This window comes from Tsukamurella sp. II2bb (assembly GCF_057815145.1).
Map to the genome: position 1 here is coordinate 305,981 of NZ_JBYPZI010000002.1, position 23,378 is coordinate 329,358.

Below are 23,378 nucleotides of genomic sequence, written 5' to 3' on the forward strand. Positions count from 1 at the left end.
CATGGCCCATGGCGGCGGCGCACTGCCCGACGAGGTTCCCCAGTACGGCGGTGACGACGAGGACTACTCGAGTCGCCGCGTCGTTCAGATCGCATGCGTCGCAGCCCTCGGCGGCCTCCTCTTCGGCTTCGACAGCGCGGTGATCAACGGCGCCGTCGGTGCGATCGAGGGCGACTTCGAGATCAAGGGCGCCGTGCTCGGATTCGCCGTCGCCTCGGCCCTCCTCGGCGCGGCCGCCGGCGCCATGACCGCCGGCCGGATCGCCGACCGGATCGGCCGGCTGCGGGTCATGCAGATCGCGGCCGTCCTGTTCCTCGTCAGCGCCTTCGTCACCGGTCTGGCGCCCGAGGTCGTGACGCTGGTCATCGGCCGCGTCATCGGCGGCGTCGGCGTCGGCATCGCCTCTGTGATCGCCCCCGCGTACATCGCGGAGACGTCGCCCGCCCGGATCCGCGGCCGCCTCGGCTCGCTGCAGCAGCTCGCGATCGTCTCGGGCATCTTCCTGGCCCTCCTGGTGGACTACGTCCTGGCGGAGCTCGCGGGCGACGCCACCAGCCCGCTCTGGCTCGGCCTCGACGCCTGGCGCTGGATGTTCCTGTCCATGGCCGTGCCCGCCGTCGTCTACGGCATCCTCGCGACCACGATCCCCGAGTCGCCGCGCTACCTCGTTGCCACGCACCGGATCCCCGAGGCCCGCCGGGTGCTCACGCTACTGTTCGGGGAGAAGAACCTGGACCTGACCATCGTCCGGATCCAGGAGAGCCTCGAGCGCGATACGAAGCCCTCGTGGCGGGACCTGAAGAACCCGGCGGGCCGGGTCTACCCGATCGTCTGGGTCGGCCTCCTGCTGTCGGTGTTCCAGCAGTTCGTGGGCATCAACGTCATCTTCTACTACTCGACGATGCTGTGGCAGGCCGTCGGCTTCGACAAGAGCGCCTCGTTCGAGATCAGCGTCTTCACCTCGGTCGTCAACATCGCGACCACGATCGTCGCGATCCTGCTCGTGGACCGGGTCGGCCGCAAGCCCCTGCTCCTCGTGGGCTCGGCCGGCATGGCCGTCACGCTCGCCACCATGGCGCTGTGCTTCTCCACCGCCACCGAGGGCGCCGACGGCACCCCGCACCTCGACGGCGCGTGGGGACCGATCGCCCTGGTCGCCGCGAACCTGTTCGTGGTCTTCTTCGGCATGAGCTGGGGTCCGGTCGTGTGGGTCCTGCTGGGCGAGATGTTCCCGAACCGGATCCGCGCGGCCGCGCTGTCGCTCGCCGCAGCGGGTCAGTGGGCCGCCAACTGGCTGATCACGGTGACCTTCCCCGGTCTGGCCGACTTCTCCCTGGTGTTCGCGTACGCGATGTACGCCACCTTCGCGGTGCTGTCGTTCCTGTTCGTGGCGCGGTTCGTCAACGAGACCAAGGGCAAGACGCTGGAGGACATGGACGCCGCGGTGGGCATCACCCACCCCGGACACTGACGGCCGCGCCCGTCAGTGCCCGGGCCGCTCAGGCCCGCAGCCCACTGGACCCCAGGACCCGGGCGACGTCGATCTCGATCACGACGCGCTTCGGGTTCTCCCGCGGCGGCCTGTACCGCACCGCGTAGCGCGCCTCCGCGTCGCGGACGGACTCGGCGTCGGTCAGCACCCGCGCCGGACCCTCCAGGGTGAGCCAGCGGGCACCGTCGACCTGGGTCAGGGCGGCGTACCCGCCCCGCGCGGCGTTGCGGGCCTTCTGGCTGTCGCCGGAGGTGATGACCCGCGCGCGTCCCGTCGCGGGGTCGTAGGTGAAGGCGATCGCGACGGTGTGCGGCGTCCCGTCGGCGCGCAGGGTGGCGAGCGTGGCGAGGTGCCGCTCGGTGACGAAGGCGAGGGCGTCGGCGTTCAGTTCGGGCACCGCCCCACCGTAGTCTGGTGCGGTGAGTGCGGACAGGCTTCCCGACGGTGCGGTGCTCCTCCTGGGCGGGCGGAGCGAGGTCGGCCTCGAGGTCACGCGCCGGATCGCCCCGGGCCGGGACGTGATCCTCGCGGCACGGCGGTCCGAGCACCTCGACGAGCAGATCGCCGCGCTCCGGGAGGTCGGCGCCACCGGTGTCTTCCCGATCGAGTTCGACGCCGACCGCACCGAGCGGCACGCCGCCTTCCTCGACGAGGTCGCCGACCGGTTCGGTCGCATCGGCGTGGCCGTCGTCGCCTTCGGCATCCTCGGCGACCAGGCCAGGGCCGAGGCGGACCCCGCGCACGCGGTCCAGATCGCGCAGACGGACTACGTGGCGCAGGTGTCGATCCTGCTGGGTCTGGCGAAGCTCCTACGCGCCCAGGAGCCGCGGCCGGACCGCGGTGCGATCGTCGCCTTCTCGTCGGTCGCGGGCGTCCGGGTGCGCAAGGCGAACTTCGTCTACGGCAGCACCAAGGCCGGCCTCGACGGCTTCGTCCAGGGCTTCACGGATTCCCTGCACGGCACCGGCATTCAGGTCCTGCTCGCCCGGCCCGGCTTCATCGTCGGGGCGATGACCCGGGAGCTGATGGCCTCCGGGGTCACCCCGGCGCCGTTCAGCCGCACCGCCCCGGAGGTCGCGGACGCGACCGTCCACGCGCTGCGCCGCGGCCGGCGCACCGTCTGGATCCCGCCGGTCCTGCGCCCCCTCTACGCGGGGCTGCGGTTCGTCCCGCAGGCGCTCTGGCGCCGGATGCCGCGATGACGGTGACGGTGGTCGGCATCGGTGCCGACGGCTGGCCCGGCCTCACCGATCGCGCCCGCCGGACGCTCATGGACGACGCGACGGTGATCTACGGTGCGCCGCGCCAGCTCGAGTACCTGCCGAAGGGGATCGGCGACGAGCTGGCCCGGCCGTGGCCGTCGCCGCTCCTGCCCGCGATCGACGAGCTCGCCGACGGGGTGCACGTGCTCGCCAGCGGCGACCCGATGTTCTACGGCATCGGCGCGACGATCGCCCGGCGGCGACCCGACCTGCACCTGACGGTGATCCCGCACTTCTCCTCGTTCGCGTTGGCGTGCGCCAGGCTCCGCTGGCCGGCGGAGGAGGTCACGGTGGTCTCGGCCGTGGCCCGCGACCCGTCGCCGCTGGTCCAGGCGGTGCGTGCGGGGCGCCGGGTCATCGTGCTCAGCGAGTCCGGGGCGACCCCGGCGGCGGTCGCGGAACTGCTGCGCGACGCGGGCCTGGCGGCGGAGCTGACCGTGCTCGAGCAGCTCGGCGGCTTCCGCGAGAAGGTGCGGCCGTGGCAGCCGGGCCCGACGTACGACGATCTCAACGTGATCGCGATCGACCCGCCGGGGCCGGCCGAGCTCTTCGAGTTCGAGCACGACGGCCAGATCACGAAGGCGGATGTCCGGGCGATGACGGTGGCCGCCCTGCGTCCGACGCCGGGGTGGATCTGGGACTTCGGCGCGGGCTCCGGTTCGGTGGGGATCACGTGGGCGCTGCAGGGCGGCGGCTCCGTGGCCGCCGTGGAACGCCGCGCCGACCGGGCCGAGCGGGTGGCGCGCAACGCGGCTCGTGCGGGGGTTCCGCTCGAGCTGGTGGTCGGCGACACGGCGGAGCTGACCGCGGAGATGCCCGTGCCCGACGCGATCTTCATCGGCGGCGGGCTCTCGGAGTCGCTGGCAGCGGCGTGCGTGGGCGTGCTGCCCGCCGGCGGTCGGCTGGTGGCCAACACGGTCACCGTCGAGGGGCAGTCCCTGGCGGCGGCGTTGCGGGCCCGGTACGGCGGGGAGCTGCGCAGCGTGACCGTCTCGGACCTGGAGCCCCTGGGCGGCGGCACCGCCTGGCGGCCGCGCAGACCGATCGTGCAGTGGGTGTTCGTGAAAGGCGCAGCGTGACCGTCTATTTCATCGGTGCCGGACCGGGTGCCCCCGATCTGCTCACCCTGCGCGGCGCGGACCTCCTGGCACGGTGCACCGTCTGCCTGTACGCGGGCTCGCTGGTGCCGCAATCGATGCTCGACCGCTGCCCGCCCGGGGTGAAGCTGATCGACACTGCGCGGATGCCGTTGCCGGACATCGTCGACGAGATGGTCTCCGCGCACGTCGCCGGGCTCGACGTCGCGCGCCTGCACTCGGGCGACATCTCGCTCTACTCCGCGTTCACGGAGCAGGCGCGCAGGCTCGACGCGGCGGGCGTCCCGTACGAGATCGTTCCCGGCGTACCGGCGTTCGCGGCCGCAGCCGCGTCGCTGGGCCGGGAGCTGACGGTGCCCGGCGTGGGCCAGTCGCTGCTCATCACCCGTGTCTCGACGCTGTCGACGGACATGCCCGCGGGCGAGGATCTCGCGTCGCTGGCCCGGACCGGGGTGACGCTCGCGCTGCACCTGGCCGCGCACCGGGCCGAGGCATTGACCGCGGATCTCCTGCCGCACTACGGAGCCGACTGCCCGGTGGCGGTGGTGGCCTTCGCCAGCCGGGATGACGAGCGGATCGTGCGGTGCCGGCTCGCGGACCTACCGCGGCGGCTCGCGGACGAGGGCATCACGAAGACCGCGGTGATCTTCGTCGGGAAGGTACTCGATCCCGGCTCGGACTCGGCCGCCGTCGAGGAGAGCTACCTGTACTCGGCGCGCCGGCTGCGCGCGCCGGGGGCGAGCCATTGACCCGGGTGCTGGTGCTGGGCGGCACCGCCGAGGCCCGGGAGCTGGCGCAGCTGCTGCACAAGGACCCGCGGTTCTCCGTGCTCAGCTCGCTGGCCGGACGGGTCGCGAATCCGCGCCTGCCGGTGGGGGAGACACGGATCGGGGGGTTCGGCGGACCGTCGGGCCTGCGCTCCTTCCTGGTGGCCGCCGGCATCGACGTGCTCGTCGACGCCACCCATCCGTTTGCCGCCACCATCTCCCGCAACGCCGCTGCCGCCGCGGAGACCGCGGGGGTGCCGCTTCTCGCGCTGGTCCGTCCGGAGTGGCTTCCGGGCGAGGGCGACGCGTGGACCCGGGTCCCGACGGTGGCCGCCGCGGCCCGGGTTCTGGCGGGGCGGGACGGCGGACGGGCGATGCTGACCACCGGGCGGCAGGACGCGCACGAGTTCACCGGGCTCGACGACTGGTGGTTCCTGATCAGGGTCGTCGACGCACCGTCGGGCCCGCTCCCGCAGCGGCACGAGTTGCTCCGGGACCGTGGCCCGTACACCGTCGAGTCTGAGCGGGAACTGCTGCGCGAGCACGCGATCGACGTACTGGTGACCAAGAACAGCGGCGGAGACCTGGTCTCCGCGAAGCTCGCCGCCGCCCGCGAGCGCGGGATCGAGGTGGTGGTCGTCGACCGCCCGTCCCGTCCGGCCGGCGTCCCGACGGTGCCCACCGCCGCCGCTGCCTACGCGCACCTGATCACCCGAGCAGCGCACTGAGAGCCGCCGAGTTCCTGCGGCCGGCTACGCGACCTTGGCATGATCGGGCGATGACCACTGCTGTTCTCGCCCTGCACTGGCAGGTGAACGTGATCGAGCCGGAGGGATTCTTCGGCCCCATGCTGGCCGCGCCCGTCGCGGAGTCCGGCGTCGTGGACCGGGCCGCGGCCTTTCACGACGCTGCGCTCGCGGCGGGCGTGCCGGTGATCTTCACCCGGTTCACCGTGCCGGAGGGAGAGGGCGATCTGGTGCGGAACACCGCGTTCATGCAGGCGGTCGGCGATGCGCAGGAGTCCTTCCGCCCGGATGCCCCGGGTGCGCGGATCATCGACGCGATGGCGGATCAGCCGACCGCGGTCTACGACAACCAGCGCCTTTCGGGGCTCGCCGGCCCCGCCACGGAATGGCTCGCCGAGCACGGGATCGACACGCTCTACCTCACCGGAGTCGCTACCAACCTCACCGTCGAGCAGACCGCCCGGCACGGCACCGATCTCGGGCTCGTCATGCACGTGGTCGAGGACTGCGTAGCGGCCGCCGATCCGTCCGTGCACGCAGCATCGCTGGCGAACCTGGACCTCGCGACCGCCGGCCGCGTCACCGCCGTCGAGGCCCTCACCCGCTTCCGCGCCGGCTGACCGCTCGCGGTGTCATGCCGCGTCGTCGAGTGGGATGTGGCGTGCTTCCCAGTCGGTTTCTGCGTCGTGTTCGGCGAGGAGGGCTTCCAGGAGGGGTGGGCCGTGGGGGCTGTCGAGGATGGCGGTGATGTCGTCGTAGATGCTGCCGACGACGTTCTGGTACTGCACGCGGAGTTCTTCGGTGTGCCAGAGGTTGATGAGGTCGGCGCGGCGTTGTAGCCAGCGTTGGAGGGCGTGGCGGTACAGCTCATCCGCGTGGTGTTTGTGGTTCACCTGATACTGGCCGGTGGGGTCGGCGGTGCGTCGCCAGCCGGTGCGACCGCTGTAGGGCCCGTCGCGGAGGGTGATGGTGTCCCACCCTCGGGGGAAATCTTTGGTGTCGGGGGTGATTTTTCCGTGGTGTTTGTCGCAGGCGAGAGTCAGGCAGGTGATGTCGGTGGCGCCGCCGTCGACCCAGGGTGTGATGTGGTGGACCTGGCAGCGGGTGGCGGGGGCGTCGCAGCCGGGTGCGGTGCAGCCCTTCTCGGAGCCGTAGAGCGCGATCCGCTGATCCGGGGTGGCGAGTCGCTTCTCCCGTCCGAGGAACAGCGGCCGCGACTGCAGATCCAGGACCAGCACGTACCGGGGGTTGGCGCCCATCATCCGCAGGGCGTCGTCGACGGGCATGCGGCCGCCGGTGGCGGTGGTCGCGATCCCGGTTTCGGTTTCGACCTGGTCGATGGTGAGGGTGATGATCGGCACGCACGCGGTGCCGCGGTGCTGTCCCAGAGCGCCGGAGGTGATCGCCGCTCGAAGGGCGGTGATGAGGGCGTCGTGGTTGCGCTGCGCGGTGGTCCGCTTGTCCCGCTTGGCCGCCGCGCGGACGGCGTCCTGATCTGCGGGATCGACCGGGTTGTCGGCGTCGTCGGGGTTGTTCACCCCGGGGCGGGCGAGTTTGTCCAGGATGGTCTCCAGCAACGCACGCCCTTCGGGGGAGAGATCGCCCTCGAGGCCGGACATCAGGTCGTCGTCCTGCTTGCCCAGGTGCAGGCCGCGGGCCCGGTCGATGGTCTCGCTGTTGGGTTCGGTGCCGTCGGGATCGAGGTAGGCCAGCGCCCGCTTACCGATCACATGGAGATCTTCGGGTGGCACGTCCGCGGCCGCGGTGACAAGGACGTCTTCGAGGATCGCCGCCTGATCCGGCCTGATGGTCCTGCGGCAACTGAGGAAGATCCGCTCGATCACGCCTGCGTGCCGGTCGGAGATGGTTCCGTCCCGCTGGGCGTCGGCCACGAGCGGGAACCGTGGCTCGGGTGGTTCGCCGTGGATGTGTCGGGGTGCGCGGTCCCGGGCGCCGTGGATGCGGTCGCGGGCTTCGGAGCCGGCGAGCCGCAGTCGTTGGGTGAGCAGTTCCCGGATGCCGGTGTAGCCGAGTTGGGCGGGCAGGCCCTGTTCGACGGCGACCTGGGTCAGTGCGTGCTGGGTGTAGGGGACCTTCCGGGCGGCGGTCTCCAACCGGCCCAGCGCGTTGAGGACTGTTTGGGAGTCGAGTAGGACGGGATCCGCGGCGGCGAGGGTCTCGGCGGCGTGTTCGAAGGATTCCACGGCGGCCATGTACTCGGCTGCGGTGCAGGTAGTACTGCTCATCGCCCCTCCCTCCGTTCCCTCCATCCTACGCCGATGTTCGAGATAGCGCCAACTGTCGAAGCATCTAAATCGATAACTAGTTCGATACAGTGGCCCCTTGAGCACGTTCGCCGGTCTGGCCCGGTCAGCGCAGCTTGGCGCCGTAGGTGTGGGTGATCTGGAGGACGAGCAGCACTCGCCGGTCCGCGACCATGACCTCGCGGTACTCGCGCCAGTCCGGGTGCTCGCCGGCACCCTGGCGGTAATAGTCGACCAGCGCGTCCACCTCGGGTCCGTCGGGATCGGTGGACGGGCCGATCAGAATGGCGGTGCCCTCGGCGGTCGCCCAGGTGTAGCCGTCGGCGCTGGTGAACTCGATCGCCGCGCGGGGATCGCGGCGCAGATTGGCCTCCTTGGCCCGGCCGGCCGTCATCGACACCAGGATCCGGTCACCGTCCGCGTCGTACACCGTCGTGACGGGGGAGAGCTGTGGCATGCCGCTCGCCCGGAGCGTCGCGAGGACGCCGATGCGACTGTCGGCGATGAGCGTGCGGGGATCGAACGGTGCGGGTGTCATGCCCCGTCCAACGCCCCGTCGGGCCCGGGTGTTCCGGGCCCGACGGGGCGTCGCGGTCAGGCCGTCACACGCTCGAGCGCGGCGTCGGGCAGCGACTCCCGGTGCCGGCGCTCCCACGCGATGCTCGCGGCGGCGAGCAGGGCACCGGCACCACTGAGGGCGACGCCGATCCACACCGGGGAGGTCGGACCGCCGCCGGCGCTGATCCCCATGCCGCCCAGCTGCGCGCCCACGGCGTTGCCGAGATTGAAGGCGGCGATGTTGGCCGACGACGCGATGAGCGTCGCGGTGCCGGCATTGCGCAGCACCCGCAGCTGCAGGGCAGGAACCGTCGCGAAGCCGACGAGCCCCATCACGGCGAGCGACACGGCGACGAGCGGCTTGGACCCGGAGAATACCGCCACCGCCGCGATCCCGATCGGCAGGATCGCCGAGAACGTGAGCAGCGCCCGGTCGGCGTTCCGGTCGGCGGCGCGGCCGCCCACGAGGTTGCCGGCGAATAGGCCGAGGCCGAAGAGCACCAGGAGCCACGGGATCGCCGCGGTGCCGAACCCGGACACCCCGCGCAGCAGCGGCTCGACGTAGGTGAAGGCACCGAACAGCCCGCCGAAGACGAAAGCCGTGACACCGCAGGCGATCCAGATCGAAGGACGGAGCAGGACCCGGAGCTGGGTGCGGACCGAGGTCGTCTCGGCGGGGACAGTCGGCACCAGCGCGGCGATCGCCGCCATCGCCACCAGCCCGATCAGTGCGACCGCGACGAACGTTGCGCGCCAGCCGAAGCGGTGCCCGAGCGCCGTGCCGGCGGGGACGCCGAGCACGTTCGCGACGGTGAGCCCGGCGAACATGAGCGCGATCGCGGAGGCCTGCCGGTCGGGCGTGACGAGCCTGGCCGCCAGGACCGCTCCGATTCCGAAGAAGCCGCCGTGGCACAGGGCCGCGAGGATCCGGCCCGCCATGACCAGCTCGTACGTCGGGCCCGCGGCCGAGAGTGCGTTTCCGGCGACGAAGAGCGCCAACAGGATCAGCAGCGCGGTCTTGGGCGGCCGGGACACCAGCGCGAGGGTCACCGTGAAGGCGCCGACCACGACGCCGAGCGCGTACCCGGTGACCAGGCCGCCGGCGACGGGGATGCTCACTCCGAGATCGGCCGCGACGTCGGTGAGCAGCCCGGTGATGGAGAACTCCGTGAGCCCGATCCCGAAGCCGCCCATGGCGAGGGCGAGCAGTCCGGGGTGCAGGCGACGGTGCGTGGTGGTGGTCATCGTGTTCCGTTCAGGGTCGTGCGGAGCCAGGCGGCCAGGTCGCGCTGGAGGTCGGTGGCGGCGTCGAGAACGGCGTCCATCCAGTAGAAGCCGTGCAGCGTGCCGGGGTAGTCGACGGCGGTCACGGCGACCCCGGCGTCCCGCAGGGCGCCGGCGTAGCGGATGCCGTGGCCGCGGAGCACGTCGTACTCGGCGGTCGCGACGAATGCCGGAGGCAGGCCGCTGAAATCGTCGGCGTCGAGCGGGGCGGCGCCGGGTGGGGCGGCACCGTCGGGCAGGTACTGGCGCCAGAACCAGTCCATGTCCTCGGGGGAGAGTCCCACCTCGCCGGGCAGCATCGGGTCGTAGTCGCCGGGCCGCAGCGGCGGGTAGAGGACGGCGTGCGCAGCCACCCGCGGACCGCCCCGGTCCCGGACCCGCTGCACCAGTGCGGCGGTGAGAGTTCCGCCGGCACTGTCGCCCACGACGGCGATTCGTTCGACGTCCACGTCGAGCGCGCCGGAGGCGATCCAGTCCAGTGCGGCCGCCGCGTCCTCCAGGGCGGCGGGGTAGGGATGCTCGGGCGACTTTCGGTAGTCGACGGTGACGACGGTCGCGCCCGTCTCCCGGGCGAGGAGGCGAGCGGGCTCGTCGCTGAGCTCGATGTCGGCGGCGACGAATCCGCTGCCGTGCAGCATGAGGATCACCGGCCCGCCCGGCGGACCATCGCGGTAGATGCGCACGGGCAGTGATGATCCCTGCCCGACGATGTACGTGTGCCGCACGTCCTCGATGGCGACCGCGGGTCGCTGCAGGTCGAGGTAACCGCGCAGGGCGCGCCGCGCATCGGGAACGGAGAGGGTGTGCAGGGGAGCGGCATCCGCCGTCGCGGCGAGATGCGCGGCGGCCTGGGCGTGCAGGGGCATGGAGTCCTCGTCTTTCGGGCAGCACGAATCGCCGGGAGTCGCGTCCCGGTGACGCTGCTGGCTAGGTGTGTGTGGTGAAGGGAGAGGGGGCGTTTCAGCCGGCGACGCGGTGCCGGAGCAGGGTGAGCGCGTCGTCGTGCGGGCTGCCGGGGGCGGCGCTGAAGGCGATCATGCGGGCACCGTCGGACTCGGGGAGGTGCAGCATCTGGTAACAGAGGTCGAGCCGGCCCACCCAGGGATGGCGGAACTGCTTGAGCCCGCTGGTGCACAGTTCGACGGCCTGCAGTGCCCAGAGGCGGGCGAAGTCGCGGTCGAGCACGAGTTCTCCGAGCAGGCGGCGCAGCGCCGGATCGCCGGGGAACTGGGCTGCGACCCAGCGGAGCGAGGCGACGGCGAGCTCGGCCTCGTGCTCCCAATCGACGTAGAGCGAGCGCACCTCGGGGTCGAGGAAGGTCTGCCGCACCTTGTTCGGCGGCGGGTCGGCGTGCAGGTCCTCGAACGGGACGTGCGGGGCGAGAACGGCGTTGCCGAGGCGGTTCCACGCCAGGACGTCCTGGTTGCGGGAGAGCACCACTGCGGGCGTATCCATCGCATCCACGAGTTGCCGGACGCCCGTGAATCCGGCACCGTGGCGGTCGATCGGCGCGGCGCCCTCACCGGAGGGATGCGCCAGTTCGAGCAGGTGCAGGCGCTCGACCTCACTGAGCCGCAGGGCCCGGGCGAGCGCGCTGAGGACCTCGTCGGAGGGGTTACCGGCGGCGCCCTGTTCGAGGCGGGTCAGGTAGTTGACCGACACCCCGGCGAGGTCGGCCAACTCCTCGCGGCGCAGCCCGGGGACGCGGCGGCGGCCGTAGGTGGCCAGGCCGAGGTCGTCGGCGTCCACCGCCGCGCGGCGGGACCGGAGGAAGGAGCCGAGTGTCGGGGCGGTCTCATCGATCATGTATCCGAGTCTGGCCGACTTCCGGCGCGGTTGCCTGCCCCTGCGAGGGGCAGGCTCCGAAGACACCGATCAGCGCAGCTCAGGAACCCTCGCAGATGCGGATCTCGCGGACGGCTCCGTCGCCGAGGGCGGCGAGCGCCTCCTGGTAGGCGGGCGAGTCGTGCGCGGCCACGGCCTGCTCAAGGCTGTCGAACTCGATCACGGTGGTGCGCTCGATCTTTCCCGCCTCGTAGGCGACGGCGGCCTGGCCGCGGACGATGAACCGCCCGCCGGCCTCGGTGATCGCCGGCCCGCCGATCCGGGCGTACTCGGCCATCTTCTCGGGGTCCTTGATCTCCTGGTAGAACGCGATCCAGTACGCCTTGGCCATCATCTGTCTCCTTCTGTGAGGTACCTACGGGGAGTGTGCACGATCCGGCCGCCGGAGCGTTCGGTGACCTCGGTGCGCGAGGACCCGATGATGAGCAGGCAGCGCATGTCCACCTGCTCCGAATCCAGGTCGCCGAGGGTGGTCACCGTCACCGACTCCTCGGGCGAGCCGACGGCCCGTCCGACGATGACGACCGTCTCGGGTGCGCGGACCTCGAGCAACACCTCGCGCATCCGATGGAGCTGCTCGCGGCGCGTCTTCGACGCCGGGTTGTACACGGCGAGCGCGAGGTCCGCGGCGGCGACGGCGCGCAGGCGCTCCTCGATGACCTCCCAGGGCTTGAGGTAGTCCGAGAGCGAGAGCACCGCGTAGTCGTGGCCCAGTGGGGCGCCCACCCGGCTGGCCACCGCGTTCGCCGCCGTCATGCCGGGCAGTACGCGCACCCGCACGGCGTGGAAGGCTGGTTCCGCCGCGACCTCCGCCACGGCGGAGGCCATCGCGAACACCCCCGGATCGCCGGAGCTGACCACCGCGACGCGAGATCCGTCGGCCGCCAGCGAGAGCGCGTGCCGCGCGCGTTCGGCCTCGACCCGGTTGTCGGAGGCGTGCACGCGCTGCCCGGGTCGCGGACACACGCGGTCGGTATAGGTCTGATAGCCGACGATGTCGGTCGCCTCCGCGAGCTCGTGCCGCACCTCGGGCGTGGTCCAGGCCTCGTCACCGGGGCCCAGGCCGACCACGACGACCTCGCCGCCGGGGTTCGACGGTGCCGTGGGCGCGTTGATCCGGCCGGGCACGAGGACGGTGGCGAAGTACGGGACGTCCTCGGCACTCACGTCGTCCACCGCCAGCACCCGCTCGTCGGCGCGGCTGGCGCGCTCGACGTACCAGGCCGCACCGTCGCGGTCCGCGTTCCGCAGTGCCCCGCGCACCGTCGGAAAGGTCCTGCCCAGCTTCATGATCGCGGCGGCGTCGGTGTCGGCGAGGCGGCGGCGCAGCTCGGGCTCGGGCAGTGTGCCGGGCAGGATGGTGAGCACCTCGTCGGCCTCGACGAGCGGGACGCCGGTGGCGGCCGCCGCGGCGCTGACGGAGGTGACGCCGGGGACGACGACGCACTCGAAGCGATCGCGCAGCCGCTTGTGCATGTGCATGTAGGAGCTGTAGAACATCGGATCGCCCTCGGCGAGCAGCACCACGGTGCGGCCGGCGGCGAGGTGCGCGGCGAGCTCCTCCGCGGCGGCGGCGTAGAAGTCGTCGAGCGCGCCGCGATAGCCGCCGGGATGGTCGGTCGTCTCGGTGGTCACCGGGTACATCAGCCGTATCTCGGTCTGCCCCTCGCGCAGGTAGGGGGCCGCGCACGCCCGCGCATTCGAGCGACCGTGCCGCGCACTGTGATACGCCACCACATCCGCCTCGGCGATGAGTCGCGCCGCCTTCACCGTCACCAGTTCGGGGTCACCGGGCCCCACGCCCACGCCGTACAGGATCCCCGTCACAGCTCCTCCCGCGCCAGCGCGTTGAGCGCCGCCGCCGTGATCGCGCTGCCGCCGCGGCGGCCCAGCACGGTGATGTACTCGACGCCGAGATCGGCGGCCTCCGCCACCAGCGCCTCCTTGGATTCGGCGGCACCGATGAAACCGACCGGGATCCCCACGATCACAGCGGGTTTCGGCGCACCATCGGCGAGCAGATCGAGGAGGTGGAACAACGCCGTGGGCGCGTTGCCGATCGCGACGACGGCGCCGGCCATCCGCTCGCCCCACAGCTGCAGGGCCGCGGCGCTGCGGGTGTTCCCGATCTCCGCCGCGAGCGCCGGCACCCGCGGGTCGCGCAGCAGGCAGAGCACCTCGTTGTCGACGGGCAACCGGGCACGGGTCACGCCGTGCACCACCATGTTCGCGTCGGCGAGGATCGGTGCGCCGGCGCGGAGCGCGGCCCGTCCGGCGGCGACGGCACCGGGGGAGAGGCGGATGTCGCGGTCGAGGTCGGTCTGCCCGGCGGCGTGGATCATCCGGACCGCCACGGTCTCCGCGTCGGCGGCGAGCGACGTCAGGTCGGCCTCCGCGCGGATCGTGGCGAACGAGCGCCGGTAGATCTCGGCGCCGTCGGTGAGGTAGTCGTGCACCCGGGAAGTCTATTCGTCGCGCTCGCCGGGGCGGTCCGGGGTGACGACCACCCGCCGGTGTTCGCCCGACGGCGCACCGCAGCCGCGCTCGCACGCCACCACGTGCACGCGCTCGTCCGCGCCGATCTCCGCGGCCAGCTCCGCGGCACGGCCGAGCGAGTCGCCCTGCGCGCGAGCGCAACCGTGATCCCCGACGCATGCGCTGATCCGCAGCAGCGGGGACGCGGCGTCGAAGATCAGGCCCATCGGCGCGAGGACGCGCACCACCGTCTCCGCGCGCCCCTCGTCGAGGCCGTGCAGGTGCAGCGTCCGCCACGGCGTGATGGTGATCGGATGGTCCACGGCGGCGACGAACCGCGCGGTCCTCGGGTCGAGCCGGCCGAGTGGGACGCCCATGCCGAGGGTGACCGTGCCGTCGGGCCGATCGAACCAACCGACCGGCGGAGGCGACGGGGGCGCGGGGACCGTGCGCGCGCCGGCCAGGGTTCCGCCCAGCGCGGCGGCGACGCGCGCGGCACCGTCGGGCAGCTCCCGCAGGCGCCACTCGTCGGCACGCAGGTCGAGGAAGGCGCCGGCCGCGTCCAGCAGGACGTCGACGGTGCCGGGCAGGTCCGTCGGACGGCCGTCGAGATGGAGGACGCCGCAGCGGGATTCGACGTCGGCGGCGAGCGCGGCGACATCGTGCGAGCCGTCGTCGAGCGCGAACAGGAACCGCCCGGGGAGCGCGGCGAGACCGGGGCGCGCCACGAGCGCCCGGTCGAGCTCGGCGGCGGCCGCGCGAAGCTCGGCGGACTGGGGCGAGGCGACGATGTTGCGGACCCGCTCATGCGTCTCCGACGGCAGGAGCCCGGCTTCGCCCAGCCGCCCGCGGGCGTCGCCGAGGTCGGCGACACCCCGGATCTGGACGTTGCCGCGCGAGGTCAACTCGAGGGGCTCGTCGGCGGCGAGGTCGGCGAGGAGGTCCAGCTGCTCGGGCAGGGCGGCGCCGCCGGGCAGCCGGACGCGGACCAGGGCACCGTCGGCCGCGGCGTGCGGACGGAGGACACCCGGGCAGGCGTCGGGCTGCTTCGGCGGCAGGAGGATCAGTCCTCGAAGTGGACCGGCGGGAGGGTGATCACGTGGCCCGCATAGGCGAGGCCGGAGCCGAAGGCCATCACCAGCGCGGTCTGGCCGGGCTTGGCCTTCCCGGTGCGCAGCAGCTCCTCCACGGCGAGCGGGATCGACGCGGCCGAGGTGTTGCCGGTGGTGACGATGTCCTCGGCGATGACGCAGTCGTCGCGGAGCTCGAGCGCCTTGATCAGCACCTGGGTGATGCGGAGGTTGGCCTGGTGGGGGACGAAGACGTCGATGTCCGTCGAGGTCAGGCCGGCGAGCTTGAGCGCCTCCTGGCACGCGGGGAGCAGCGCCGTTGCGGCCCAGCGGAAGACCTTGCGGCCCTCCATCCGGAGGAACGGGCGCACGGGCGCCTCGACGGTGCCGGCGGTGTCGTCCCGGTAGGCGTGCACCTCGTCGAAGTAGGTGCCGAAGTCCTTGTCCTGGTAGATCGCGGTGGTGAAGTCGCCGTCGGCGCCCCACGAGACCTGCGAGATGCCGACCTCCTCCGACGGTCCGAGCACGGCGGCGCCGGCACCGTCGGCGAAGATGAACGCGCAGGTGCGGTCCTCGGGCGAGATCAGGTCCGACAGCCGCTCGACGCCGACGACCACCACGTACTTGGCCGTACCGGCGCGGATGAGGTCGGTGCCGACGGCCGCCGCCGTGGTGAAGCCGGAGCAGCCGGCGGTGATGTCGAAGGCGGGGATGCCGACGCGGCCCAGCTCCTTGGCGATCTGCGGCGCGAGCGACGGACCCAGCTCGAGGCGGGTGTTGGTCGCGGAGATGACGCAGTCGACCAGCTGCGGGTCGATGCCCGCGGCCTTGATGGCGCGCTCGGCGGCCTTGACCGACATCAGGAGGATGGTCTCGTCGTCCTCGGCGAAGTGCCGCGACTCGATGCCGGAGCGGGTCTTGATCCACTCGTCGCTCGACTCGATCGCGTCGACGATCTCCGCATTGGGCACGACGCGCCGCGGACGGTAGGCGCCGATCCCGAGGTAGCTGACATTGGACTGCTCAGCGGGGGCGGGCGCGGCGATCCGGGCGGGGGCGGTCATGCGTGAGGTACTCCGTTCGAGGGGAAGACTGCGATGAACCATTCGGTTCATCGACTCGTCATTGGTAACATGAACCGAGCGGTTCAAACAAGCACCGCAGCGCCGTGTGGTGTACTCCACCGCACGGCGACCGTTCGCTTTCACTTCAGTCGAGGAGGGTCCGGCCCCGATGTCCGACGCCCCCAAGCCGCGCCCGCGCCCAAGGGTCCGATTGGTCAACACCGCACTGAACCTGGTGGGCCGCCACGGCTTCGCGGACGCCGGTCTCGCCGAGCTCACCGCGCAGTCGCAGGCCTCGAAGAATTCGCTCTACCAGTACTTCCCGGGCGGCAAGGCCGAGCTCGTGGAGGCCTCCACGTCGCTCGCCGGCCGGCGCCTGCTCCGCTACATCGACGCCGCCACGAGCAAGGGCGAGCCGCGGGAGTGGATCGGCCGGTTCATCGAGCTGTGGAAGCGCGTGCTGGTCCGCTCCGAGTTCCAGGTCGGGTGCCCGCTGCTCGCCGCCGCGCTGGCCGACGGTGCCCCGCGCGTCCAGGACGCCGCGACGGCGGCGTACACGGAGTGCGAGCGCCGGTTCGCGACCGCCCTGGTCGACTACGGAGTGGAGGAGCGGGGCGCGCTCGTCTTCGCCTCGGTCTTCATGAGCTCGATCGAGGGCGCCGTGGCGCGGGCCCGGGCGGCGCGGGACATCTATCCGCTGACCGACGTCTACCACTCGATGATGGCCCTGCTGGAGCTGACGATGGCGGCACCCGACGTGGTGTGCGGGGCTACGGTCGCCGAATGACGGATGTCGAGTACACGCACTGGGTCGCCGACTGCTACGTCGTCGACTCCGAGAGCCTCCGGGCGTACGGCCGGGCGACGCGCTCCCCGCACGTGCCCTACGGGGACAGCCGGGCGCTTCCGCACGGGACTCCCGTGCCACCGCTGATCGTCGCCGATCCGGTCTTCAAGGTCGCGGCGCGATTGCTCGCCGAGCAGATCGATGATTTCACCGTGAGCCGGCTCCTGCACGTCTCGCAGACCGTCCGGCAGGTCACGCCGATGCGGGTGGGTGAGGTGGCCTCGCTGGGCGCTCGCATCGCCGACCGCGTCACGCGGGCCGGGATCGACCTGTTCACGGTCGACTGTGTCGTGCGAGTCGGTGACGAGGTGCGGATCGAGACCTCGAGCGTCGTCGCCTACGCGGGAGACGACGAGGCGGGCACCGTCGTCGTGAACGAGGCCTCGCGGGGCGTCGTCATGCACGGGGCGGTGCTGTAGCGGCCAGCAGAGCGCCGTAGCGCTCCCGCATGTGCGACATCTCTCGCGTTCCCTGTTCATCGACCGTGCCGCCGTCGATCAGGGCCTGCAACGCGTCGAGGCAGGCGTGCCAGCCCGCCGCGGTCCCCGCGTTCCCCAACGGTCCGGGCTCACCGGGCCACGTCGTGAACACCAGTAACGTACCGGCGGCGTCCGGCACGAGCTCGAACCGGAGGATGTCGGCCGGGCCGTCCGGATTACCCCAGACGAACTCGAACAGAGAGGGCGGCTCCCAGGCGCGAATCTCGCCCGGCAGCACCTCGTCCATGTCCATGTGGGTGATGTCGACACCTGCTTCTACCAACGTCGCAAGGCTCTCCTCGGCGCCGTCCGGCCAGAACGGCAGGAGCACCCGCGCACCTGCGCGACGCTCGCCGACGATGTCCGCCGGGAACCAATGCCGCAGATCGTCCGATTCGGTCAACGCCCGCCACACCTTCTCGGGAGCGTGCGCCAGTCGCCTCCGGTATCGCAGCGCCAGCCGATCGCCGTCGCGCAGCACTTCGCCCATCCGATCCTCGCCGGGGTTCGTCATGTCTCGCTCCTAATCCATCTCGTCCAAACGGCTTTCCAGTGCGTCGAGTCGGTCCGCCCAGATCTCGCGGAACGGAGTCAGCCACGCGTCGAGATCCCGTAATCCATCCGGATCGAGCGCGTAGTGCCGGCGCGGACCGTCGACGCGGACCGTGACGAGGTCGGCCTCACCCAGGGCTCGCAGGTGTTTCGAGACCCTCGGCTGCGCGATACCCAACGCATCGACCAACTCACCGACCAACCACTCTCGACGGCGCAGGAGCCCGAGAATGCGCCGTCGGGTGGGGTCGCCGATCACGGTGAACACGTCTCGCTCGGTCACGGATCAAATATTCCACTACCAGAATATTCTTGTCAAGGAATATTCAAGAACCTCATCCCGCCGCCGCGCGGCCGGTGACATAGGGTCGCGTCCATGATCCTGCTGCTCTCCACGTCCGACACCGATCTGTTGAGCGCGAAGGCCAGTGGCGCCGACTACCGCTGGGCGAACCCTGCTCGCCTCAGCGTGGACCTCGATCTGCCCGGCCTGCTCGACGGTGCCGACATCGTGGTGGTGCGCATCCTCGGCGGGCGCCGTTACTGGGAGAGCGGTCTCGATGCGCTCGCCGCGAGCGGCAAGCCGGTGGTCGTCGTCTCGGGGGAGCAGGCGCCCGACGCGGATCTGATGGAGGCGTCGACGGTGACCGCCGGCGTCGCGACGCAGGCGCACGCCTACCTCGCCGAGGGCGGGCCCGAGAATCTCGCACAGCTGTACAACTTCCTCTCGGACACCGTGCTGCTCACCGGCCACGGTTTCGCGCCGCCCGTCGCCGCACCGCAGTGGGGCGTCGTTCCCCGTGATGGCGCCGGCGACGGACCCCGGATCGGTGTGCTCTACTACCGCGCTCAGCACCTCGCCGGCAATACCGCCTACATCGACGCCCTCGCCACGGCGATCGAGGCCGGGGGCGGTACGGCCGTCCCGACCTTCTGCGCCTCGCTGCGCACGGCCGAGGACGCGCTGTACGCCGAACTCGGCACCCTCGACGCCCTGGTGGTGACGGTGCTCGCCGCCGGCGGCGTCAGCGCCGCGGGGGCCGCGGCGGGCGGCGACGACGAGTCCTGGGACGTGGGCCGCCTCGCGGCGCTCGACATCCCGATCCTGCAGGCCCTGGCCCTGACCACCTCCCGCGAGCAGTGGGAATCGAGCGACGACGGCCTGAGCCCGCTCGATGTCGCGACCCAGGTCGCGATCCCGGAGTTCGACGGCCGCATCATCACCGTGCCCTTCTCCTTCAAGGAGATCGGCGACGACGGGCTGCCCGCGTACGTCCCCGACGCCGAGCGCGCCGCCAGGGTCGCCGGCCTGGCGCTCCGACACGCCCGCCTGCGATCGATCCCGAACAATCAGAAGCGGATCGCGCTCATGCTCTCGGCATACCCCACCAAGCACGCCCGCATCGGCAACGCCGTCGGCCTGGACACGCCGCAGTCGGCGCTGGAGCTGATCCGCCGGCTCGCCGACGCGGGCTACGATGTCGGCGCACCGTCGGACATCCCCGGGCTCGAGGCAGACGACTCCGACGCCTTCATCCACGCCGTCATCGCCAGGGGCGGCCAGGATCCGGACTGGCTCTCGGACGAGCGCCTTGACGGGAGCGAGGTCACCGTCGACCCCGCGACCTACCGCGCCTGGTTCGCGACGCTTCCACAGGACCTGCGCGACGCCGTGACCGAGCACTGGGGCGAGGCGCCCGGCTCGCTGTTCACCACCGCCTCCGGCGATATCGCGATCGCTGCGCTGCGGTTCGGGAACCTCACGGTGATGGTGCAGCCGCCCCGCGGCTTCGGCGAGAACCCCGTCGCGATCTACCACGACCCGGACCTGCCGCCGAGCCACCACTACCTGGCCAGCTATCGGTGGCTCGCCGACCGCGACCGCGACCACGGCTTCGGCGCCGACGCGGTGATCCACCTCGGCAAGCACGGCAACCTGGAGTGGCTGCCCGGCAAGACGCTCGGCATGTCCGCGTCCTGCGGCACCGACGCGGCGCTGGGTGACCTGCCGCTGATCTATCCGTTCCTGGTCAACGACCCGGGCGAGGGCACGCAGGCCAAGCGTCGCGCGCATGCCGTACTGGTCGACCACCTCATCCCGCCGATGGCGCGCGCCGAGAGCTACGGCGACATCGCCCGCCTCGAGCAGCACCTCGACGAGTACGCGAACGTGCAGAGCCTGGACCCGGCGAAGCTGCCGATGATCCGGCAGCAGATCTGGACGCTGCTGCAGGCCGCGAAGCTCGACCACGACCTCGGCCTGGAGAACCAGCCCGATGAGGACGCCTTCGACGACATGCTGCTGCACGTCGACGGCTGGCTCTGCGAGATCAAGGACGTGCAGATCCGCGACGGCCTGCACATCCTGGGCGCGGCGCCGTCAGGCGAGGCGGAGACCGACCTCGTGCTGGCGATGCTGCGGGCCAAGCAGATGTGGGCGGGCTCGGTGCACACCCCGGGCCTGCGCGAGGCCCTGGGCCTGGAGGAGGACGGCACCGCCTCGAAGGCGAAGACCGACGAGTTCGAGGCGCGCGCCCGCGAGCTCGTCGTCGCCGCGGCGGCCGCCGACTGGGCACCGTCGGCGATGGCGGGCCTGACCGACGATCCGGCGGTGGCGAGGATCCTCGACTTCGCGGCGACGGAGATCGTGCCGCGGCTGCGCCGCACGGGCGACGAGATCGACCACGTGCTGCGGGCGCTGGCCGGCGGCTTCGTGCCCGCGGGGCCGTCGGGCTCGCCGCTGCGCGGCCTGGTCAACGTGCTGCCGACCGGCCGCAACTTCTACTCGGTGGACCCGAAGGCGGTGCCCTCGCGGCTCGCGTGGTCGACGGGGCAGGAGCTCGCCGCCTCGCTGGTCGCGCGCTATCGGGACGAGCACGGCGAATACCCGCGATCGGTGGGCCTGTCGGTCTGGGGCACGTCCGCGATGCGGACCGCGGGCGACGACATCGCCGAGGTCCTGGCGCTGCTCGGTGTCACGCCCGTGTGGGACGAGCAGTCCCGCCGTGTCTCCGGGCTCGAGGTGATCGGGCTGGAGGAGCTGGGCCGGCCCCGGATCGACGTGACGGTGCGTATCTCCGGGTTCTTCCGCGACGCCTTCCCGCACGTCGTGGCGATGCTCGACGACGCCGTCCAGCTGGTCGCTTCCCTCGACGAGCCGGACGAATCCAACTACGTCGCGGCGCACACCCGCGCCGCGCTGGCCGAGCACGGGGATCCCCGTCGGGCGACGACGCGCGTCTTCGGGTCCAAGCCCGGCACCTACGGCGCCGGCCTGCTGCAGCTCATCGACTCGAAGAACTGGCGCAGCGACGCCGACCTCGCCGAGGTCTACACGGCCTGGGGCGGCTACGCGTACGGCCGAGGCCTTGACGGTGCGCCGGCCGCGGACGACATGCGCGCGGCGTACCGTCGGATCAACGTGGCGGCGAAGAACATCGACACCCGCGAGCACGACATCGCCGACTCCGACGACTACTTCCAGTACCACGGCGGCATGGTCGCGACGGTGCGCCACCTCACGGGCTCCGATCCCGAGGCCTACGTCGGCGACTCGACCCGCCCCGATGCCGTGCGCACCCGCACGCTGAGCGAGGAGACCAACCGGGTCTTCCGCGCCCGCGTCGTGAATCCGCGCTGGATGGCGGCGATGCGCCGGCACGGGTACAAGGGCGCCTTCGAGATGGCTGCGACGGTGGACTACCTCTTCGGCTTCGATGCCACCGCCGGCGTGATGGCCGACTGGATGTACGAGAAGCTCACCGAGAACTACGTCCTCGATCCCGAGAACCGGAAGTTCATGGAGGAGTCCAACCCGTGGGCGCTGCACGGCATCGCCGAGCGGCTGCTGGAGGCCTCGCAGCGCGAGCTGTGGAAGTCCCCGGACCCCGATACCCTCGCCGCCCTGCAGCAGGCCTACCTCGAGACCGAAGGCGACCTCGAGGACCGCTGACCGCGAGCCGGACTGGAAATGAGATCGCGACCTGTCAGTGACCAGGTCTAGCCTCGCGATCAGAGGTGTCGGGAGGTTCGGGATGGACGAGATGGCGCTGTACGTATCGCAGGACGGGGCGCTGCAGCTCAGCGTGCGCGCTGACGCGGACACTGTGTGGCTCACACGGCAACAGCTGGCGCAATTGTTCGGCCGCGACGTGAAGACCATCGGCAAGCACATCGCCTCCGCACAGCGGGAGGAGCTGGCCGGCGTGGCAGTTGTCGCAAAATTTGCGACAACTGCCACGGACGGCAAGACGTACCAGGTAGAGCATCACAACCTCGACATGATCATCTCCGTGGGCTACCGGGTGAAATCCTCTGAGGGGGTGCACTTCCGTCGGTGGGCCAACGACGTCCTGAAGCGGTACATCGTCGACGGCGCGGCGCTGAACGCTCATCGCCTGGAGCAATTGGGCTCGGTCGTTCGGATCCTCGGTCGCTCGACTGACGAGCTCGTTTCCGGTGTGGCGGACGTCCTGTCCGTGTACCTGCCGAGCCTCGTCCTGCTCCGCGACTACGACGAGGGACGGGTCGACTCTTCACCGGCCGGTGTACCCGATTGGACGCTGACTCACGACGAGGCGCGTGAGGTGATCGCGCGAGTCGCGGCAGAGTTCCCCGCGGACACCCTGCTGGGCAAGGAACGTGGGGATGCGTTGGACGGCGTGCTCGGTGCCGTATACCAGGGCTTCGGCGATCAGGACGTCTATCCGACCGTCGAGGAGAAGGCTGCGAATCTCCTGTACTTCGTGGTCAAGGATCATCCCTTATCAGACGGCAACAAGCGCTGTGCGGCTGCTCTCTTCGTCACTTTCCTGGCCCGTAACGGTGCACTCTTCGGCGCCAACGACACCCCACGGATCAGCGCGAACGCACTGGCGGCACTGACGCTCATGGTTGCGATGAGTGAACCGCGGGAGAAGGATCTGATGATCGCGCTACTCGTCAGGATGCTCACGGATAGCTGATGCTCCGTGGAACTCTTTGCCCGGTTCGCCCGTTGAACTCGACATGAAGCTCTTCGCGTTCCTGGCGTACATCGTGGTGGAGATCGCGGCGTTCGCCGGGCTGGTGTCCTGGCTCGGTTTCTGGTGGGCGGTGCTCGCCATGATCGGCGCCACCGCGCTCGGGATGATCATGTTGCGGCGCACGGCGGCGGGGGTGCTCCGCGATCTCGGGCAGGCCCTCGACGGGCGGCGGTCCGCGGGGCCCGCCTTGATGGACACGGCGATCCTCGCTGCGGCCGTCTTCCTGCTGGCGGTACCCGGCGTCGTGAGTACCGTCGTCGGCCTGCTCCTCCTGGTCAAACCCGTGCGCGCCGTGGTCCGGCCGGCGGTCGCCTACGTCGGCGCGAAGCGCGTCGCGTCCTTCGTCGAGGAGTCCGGGCTCGTGACGGTGCTCGCGGGACAGCCGCGCGGGTTCGGCACCGTCATCGACGGGGACGTGGTCTCGGGCCGCGACCGTGCCGACGGGCCCGCCGAGAACGGCCCGATCATCGATGTGACCGGCCCCGGCCAGGGGGAGCAGTACGGTCCCCGGCCCGGATTCCGCGAGCTGCCGCCCGCGTAGCAGACTGGTCT

General features: G+C 71.4%; 24 protein-coding genes. 11 read left to right on the top strand and 13 right to left on the bottom strand.

The window, feature by feature from the left end; genetic code table 11:
• Position 1 precedes the first annotated feature (1 nt).
• Positions 2–1,471 (top strand): sugar porter family MFS transporter, encoded by a 1,470-nt coding sequence (locus tag AC21LY_RS07490; RefSeq protein WP_489045772.1) that lies wholly within the window; start codon positions 2–4, stop codon positions 1,469–1,471.
• Between the two features lie 28 nt (positions 1,472–1,499).
• Here AC21LY_RS07490 and AC21LY_RS07495 read toward each other — a convergent pair whose 3' ends face one another.
• Positions 1,500–1,889 carry a pyridoxamine 5'-phosphate oxidase family protein gene (locus AC21LY_RS07495; protein ID WP_489045773.1) on the bottom strand — a complete coding sequence of 130 codons (390 nt, stop codon included), beginning with the start codon at positions 1,887–1,889 and terminating at the stop codon, positions 1,500–1,502.
• A 22-nt stretch (positions 1,890–1,911) separates the two neighbouring features.
• Between AC21LY_RS07495 and AC21LY_RS07500 the strand changes: the two genes are divergently transcribed.
• The 5 genes from AC21LY_RS07500 to AC21LY_RS07520 are packed head-to-tail and all read left to right on the top strand — an operon-like array spanning position 1,912 to position 5,984.
• Positions 1,912–2,694 (top strand): SDR family NAD(P)-dependent oxidoreductase, encoded by a 783-nt coding sequence (locus AC21LY_RS07500; RefSeq protein WP_489045774.1) that lies wholly within the window; start codon positions 1,912–1,914, stop codon positions 2,692–2,694.
• A complete protein-coding gene (gene cbiE / locus AC21LY_RS07505; RefSeq protein ID WP_489045775.1) occupies positions 2,691–3,833 on the top strand; it encodes a precorrin-6y C5,15-methyltransferase (decarboxylating) subunit CbiE in 1,143 nt (380 codons plus the stop codon). Before AC21LY_RS07500 ends, cbiE begins: the two co-directional genes overlap by 4 nt.
• Positions 3,830–4,600: a precorrin-4 C(11)-methyltransferase gene (gene cobM / locus AC21LY_RS07510; protein ID WP_489045776.1), complete on the top strand. Its 771-nt coding sequence runs from the start codon at positions 3,830–3,832 to the stop codon at positions 4,598–4,600. Before cbiE ends, cobM begins: the two co-directional genes overlap by 4 nt.
• Positions 4,597–5,346, top strand: coding sequence for a cobalt-precorrin-6A reductase (locus AC21LY_RS07515; RefSeq protein WP_489045777.1), 750 nt, complete (start codon positions 4,597–4,599; stop codon positions 5,344–5,346). Before cobM ends, AC21LY_RS07515 begins: the two co-directional genes overlap by 4 nt.
• Before the next feature lie 50 nt (positions 5,347–5,396).
• On the top strand, positions 5,397–5,984 hold the full coding sequence (locus AC21LY_RS07520; RefSeq protein ID WP_489045778.1) for a cysteine hydrolase family protein: 588 nt from the start codon (positions 5,397–5,399) through the stop codon (positions 5,982–5,984).
• 12 nt (positions 5,985–5,996) lie between these two features.
• Here AC21LY_RS07520 and AC21LY_RS07525 read toward each other — a convergent pair whose 3' ends face one another.
• From AC21LY_RS07525 to AC21LY_RS07570, 10 genes are all read right to left on the bottom strand, one after another.
• Complete coding sequence (locus AC21LY_RS07525) at positions 5,997–7,610, bottom strand: HNH endonuclease signature motif containing protein (protein ID WP_489045779.1); 1,614 nt, start codon at positions 7,608–7,610, stop codon at positions 5,997–5,999.
• Between the two features lie 124 nt (positions 7,611–7,734).
• Positions 7,735–8,166 (bottom strand): PPOX class F420-dependent oxidoreductase, encoded by a 432-nt coding sequence (locus tag AC21LY_RS07530; protein WP_489045780.1) that lies wholly within the window; start codon positions 8,164–8,166, stop codon positions 7,735–7,737.
• Between the two features lie 56 nt (positions 8,167–8,222).
• Positions 8,223–9,431: an MFS transporter gene (locus AC21LY_RS07535; protein WP_489045781.1), complete on the bottom strand. Its 1,209-nt coding sequence runs from the start codon at positions 9,429–9,431 to the stop codon at positions 8,223–8,225.
• On the bottom strand, positions 9,428–10,336 hold the full coding sequence (locus AC21LY_RS07540) for an alpha/beta hydrolase (protein ID WP_489045782.1): 909 nt from the start codon (positions 10,334–10,336) through the stop codon (positions 9,428–9,430). The genes AC21LY_RS07535 and AC21LY_RS07540 overlap by 4 nt, the downstream gene beginning before the upstream one ends.
• A 94-nt stretch (positions 10,337–10,430) precedes the next feature.
• A complete protein-coding gene (locus AC21LY_RS07545) occupies positions 10,431–11,276 on the bottom strand; it encodes a helix-turn-helix domain-containing protein (protein ID WP_489045783.1) in 846 nt (281 codons plus the stop codon).
• 79 nt (positions 11,277–11,355) lie between these two features.
• Positions 11,356–11,646 carry a DUF1330 domain-containing protein gene (locus AC21LY_RS07550; protein ID WP_489045784.1) on the bottom strand — a complete coding sequence of 97 codons (291 nt, stop codon included), beginning with the start codon at positions 11,644–11,646 and terminating at the stop codon, positions 11,356–11,358.
• Positions 11,646–13,142 (bottom strand): precorrin-2 C(20)-methyltransferase, encoded by a 1,497-nt coding sequence (locus AC21LY_RS07555; RefSeq protein WP_489045785.1) that lies wholly within the window; start codon positions 13,140–13,142, stop codon positions 11,646–11,648. The genes AC21LY_RS07550 and AC21LY_RS07555 overlap by 1 nt, the downstream gene beginning before the upstream one ends.
• Complete coding sequence (locus AC21LY_RS07560; RefSeq protein WP_489045786.1) at positions 13,139–13,771, bottom strand: precorrin-8X methylmutase; 633 nt, start codon at positions 13,769–13,771, stop codon at positions 13,139–13,141. The genes AC21LY_RS07555 and AC21LY_RS07560 overlap by 4 nt, the downstream gene beginning before the upstream one ends.
• A 9-nt stretch (positions 13,772–13,780) precedes the next feature.
• A complete protein-coding gene (locus tag AC21LY_RS07565) occupies positions 13,781–14,857 on the bottom strand; it encodes a precorrin-3B synthase (RefSeq protein WP_489045984.1) in 1,077 nt (358 codons plus the stop codon).
• Entirely contained in the window at positions 14,854–15,924 is a 1,071-nt protein-coding gene (locus AC21LY_RS07570) for a beta-ketoacyl-ACP synthase 3 (protein WP_489045787.1), read from the bottom strand. Before AC21LY_RS07570 ends, AC21LY_RS07565 begins: the two co-directional genes overlap by 4 nt.
• 169 nt (positions 15,925–16,093) lie before the next feature.
• Between AC21LY_RS07570 and AC21LY_RS07575 the strand changes: the two genes are divergently transcribed.
• Both AC21LY_RS07575 and AC21LY_RS07580 read left to right on the top strand, forming a co-directional pair.
• The gene (locus AC21LY_RS07575) at positions 16,094–16,711 is read left to right on the top strand and encodes a TetR/AcrR family transcriptional regulator (protein ID WP_489045788.1); all 618 of its coding nucleotides are present in this window, start codon (positions 16,094–16,096) and stop codon (positions 16,709–16,711) included.
• Positions 16,708–17,190, top strand: a complete 483-nt coding sequence (locus AC21LY_RS07580; RefSeq protein WP_489045789.1) for an FAS1-like dehydratase domain-containing protein — start codon at positions 16,708–16,710, stop codon at positions 17,188–17,190. Before AC21LY_RS07575 ends, AC21LY_RS07580 begins: the two co-directional genes overlap by 4 nt.
• On the opposite strand, the gene AC21LY_RS07585 is transcribed toward AC21LY_RS07580, so the two are convergent.
• A complete protein-coding gene (locus tag AC21LY_RS07585) occupies positions 17,168–17,764 on the bottom strand; it encodes an SRPBCC domain-containing protein (protein ID WP_489045790.1) in 597 nt (198 codons plus the stop codon). The two genes, AC21LY_RS07580 and AC21LY_RS07585, sit on opposite strands and share 23 nt — an antisense overlap.
• Positions 17,765–17,773: 9 nt before the next feature.
• Positions 17,774–18,085, bottom strand: a complete 312-nt coding sequence (locus AC21LY_RS07590) for an ArsR/SmtB family transcription factor (protein ID WP_489045791.1) — start codon at positions 18,083–18,085, stop codon at positions 17,774–17,776.
• Between the two features lie 93 nt (positions 18,086–18,178).
• Between AC21LY_RS07590 and cobN the strand changes: the two genes are divergently transcribed.
• From cobN to AC21LY_RS07605, 3 genes are all read left to right on the top strand, one after another.
• Positions 18,179–21,754, top strand: a complete 3,576-nt coding sequence (cobN, locus tag AC21LY_RS07595; RefSeq protein ID WP_489045792.1) for a cobaltochelatase subunit CobN — start codon at positions 18,179–18,181, stop codon at positions 21,752–21,754.
• 82 nt (positions 21,755–21,836) lie between these two features.
• On the top strand, positions 21,837–22,766 hold the full coding sequence (locus AC21LY_RS07600; protein WP_489045793.1) for a virulence RhuM family protein/type II toxin-antitoxin system death-on-curing family toxin: 930 nt from the start codon (positions 21,837–21,839) through the stop codon (positions 22,764–22,766).
• A 43-nt stretch (positions 22,767–22,809) separates the two neighbouring features.
• Positions 22,810–23,367: an FxsA family protein gene (locus AC21LY_RS07605; RefSeq protein ID WP_489045794.1), complete on the top strand. Its 558-nt coding sequence runs from the start codon at positions 22,810–22,812 to the stop codon at positions 23,365–23,367.
• Positions 23,368–23,378 lie beyond the last annotated feature (11 nt).

Excerpts from the sequence above, each read along its gene's own strand:
- AC21LY_RS07490 (WP_489045772.1), top strand. The coding sequence starts at position 2 with ATGGCCCATGGCGGCGGCGCACTGCCCGACGAGGTTCCCCAGTACGGC.
- cbiE (WP_489045775.1), top strand. The coding sequence starts at position 2,691 with ATGACGGTGACGGTGGTCGGCATCGGTGCCGACGGCTGGCCCGGCCTC.
- AC21LY_RS07520 (WP_489045778.1), top strand. The coding sequence starts at position 5,397 with ATGACCACTGCTGTTCTCGCCCTGCACTGGCAGGTGAACGTGATCGAG.
- AC21LY_RS07525 (WP_489045779.1), bottom strand. The coding sequence starts at position 7,610 with ATGAGCAGTACTACCTGCACCGCAGCCGAGTACATGGCCGCCGTGGAA.
- AC21LY_RS07530 (WP_489045780.1), bottom strand. The coding sequence starts at position 8,166 with ATGACACCCGCACCGTTCGATCCCCGCACGCTCATCGCCGACAGTCGC.
- AC21LY_RS07535 (WP_489045781.1), bottom strand. The coding sequence starts at position 9,431 with ATGACCACCACCACGCACCGTCGCCTGCACCCCGGACTGCTCGCCCTC.
- AC21LY_RS07540 (WP_489045782.1), bottom strand. The coding sequence starts at position 10,336 with ATGCCCCTGCACGCCCAGGCCGCCGCGCATCTCGCCGCGACGGCGGAT.
- AC21LY_RS07545 (WP_489045783.1), bottom strand. The coding sequence starts at position 11,276 with ATGATCGATGAGACCGCCCCGACACTCGGCTCCTTCCTCCGGTCCCGC.
- AC21LY_RS07550 (WP_489045784.1), bottom strand. The coding sequence starts at position 11,646 with ATGGCCAAGGCGTACTGGATCGCGTTCTACCAGGAGATCAAGGACCCC.
- AC21LY_RS07570 (WP_489045787.1), bottom strand. The coding sequence starts at position 15,924 with ATGACCGCCCCCGCCCGGATCGCCGCGCCCGCCCCCGCTGAGCAGTCC.
- AC21LY_RS07575 (WP_489045788.1), top strand. The coding sequence starts at position 16,094 with ATGTCCGACGCCCCCAAGCCGCGCCCGCGCCCAAGGGTCCGATTGGTC.
- AC21LY_RS07580 (WP_489045789.1), top strand. The coding sequence starts at position 16,708 with ATGACGGATGTCGAGTACACGCACTGGGTCGCCGACTGCTACGTCGTC.
- AC21LY_RS07585 (WP_489045790.1), bottom strand. The coding sequence starts at position 17,764 with ATGACGAACCCCGGCGAGGATCGGATGGGCGAAGTGCTGCGCGACGGC.
- cobN (WP_489045792.1), top strand. The coding sequence starts at position 18,179 with ATGATCCTGCTGCTCTCCACGTCCGACACCGATCTGTTGAGCGCGAAG.
- AC21LY_RS07600 (WP_489045793.1), top strand. The coding sequence starts at position 21,837 with ATGGACGAGATGGCGCTGTACGTATCGCAGGACGGGGCGCTGCAGCTC.
- AC21LY_RS07605 (WP_489045794.1), top strand. The coding sequence starts at position 22,810 with ATGAAGCTCTTCGCGTTCCTGGCGTACATCGTGGTGGAGATCGCGGCG.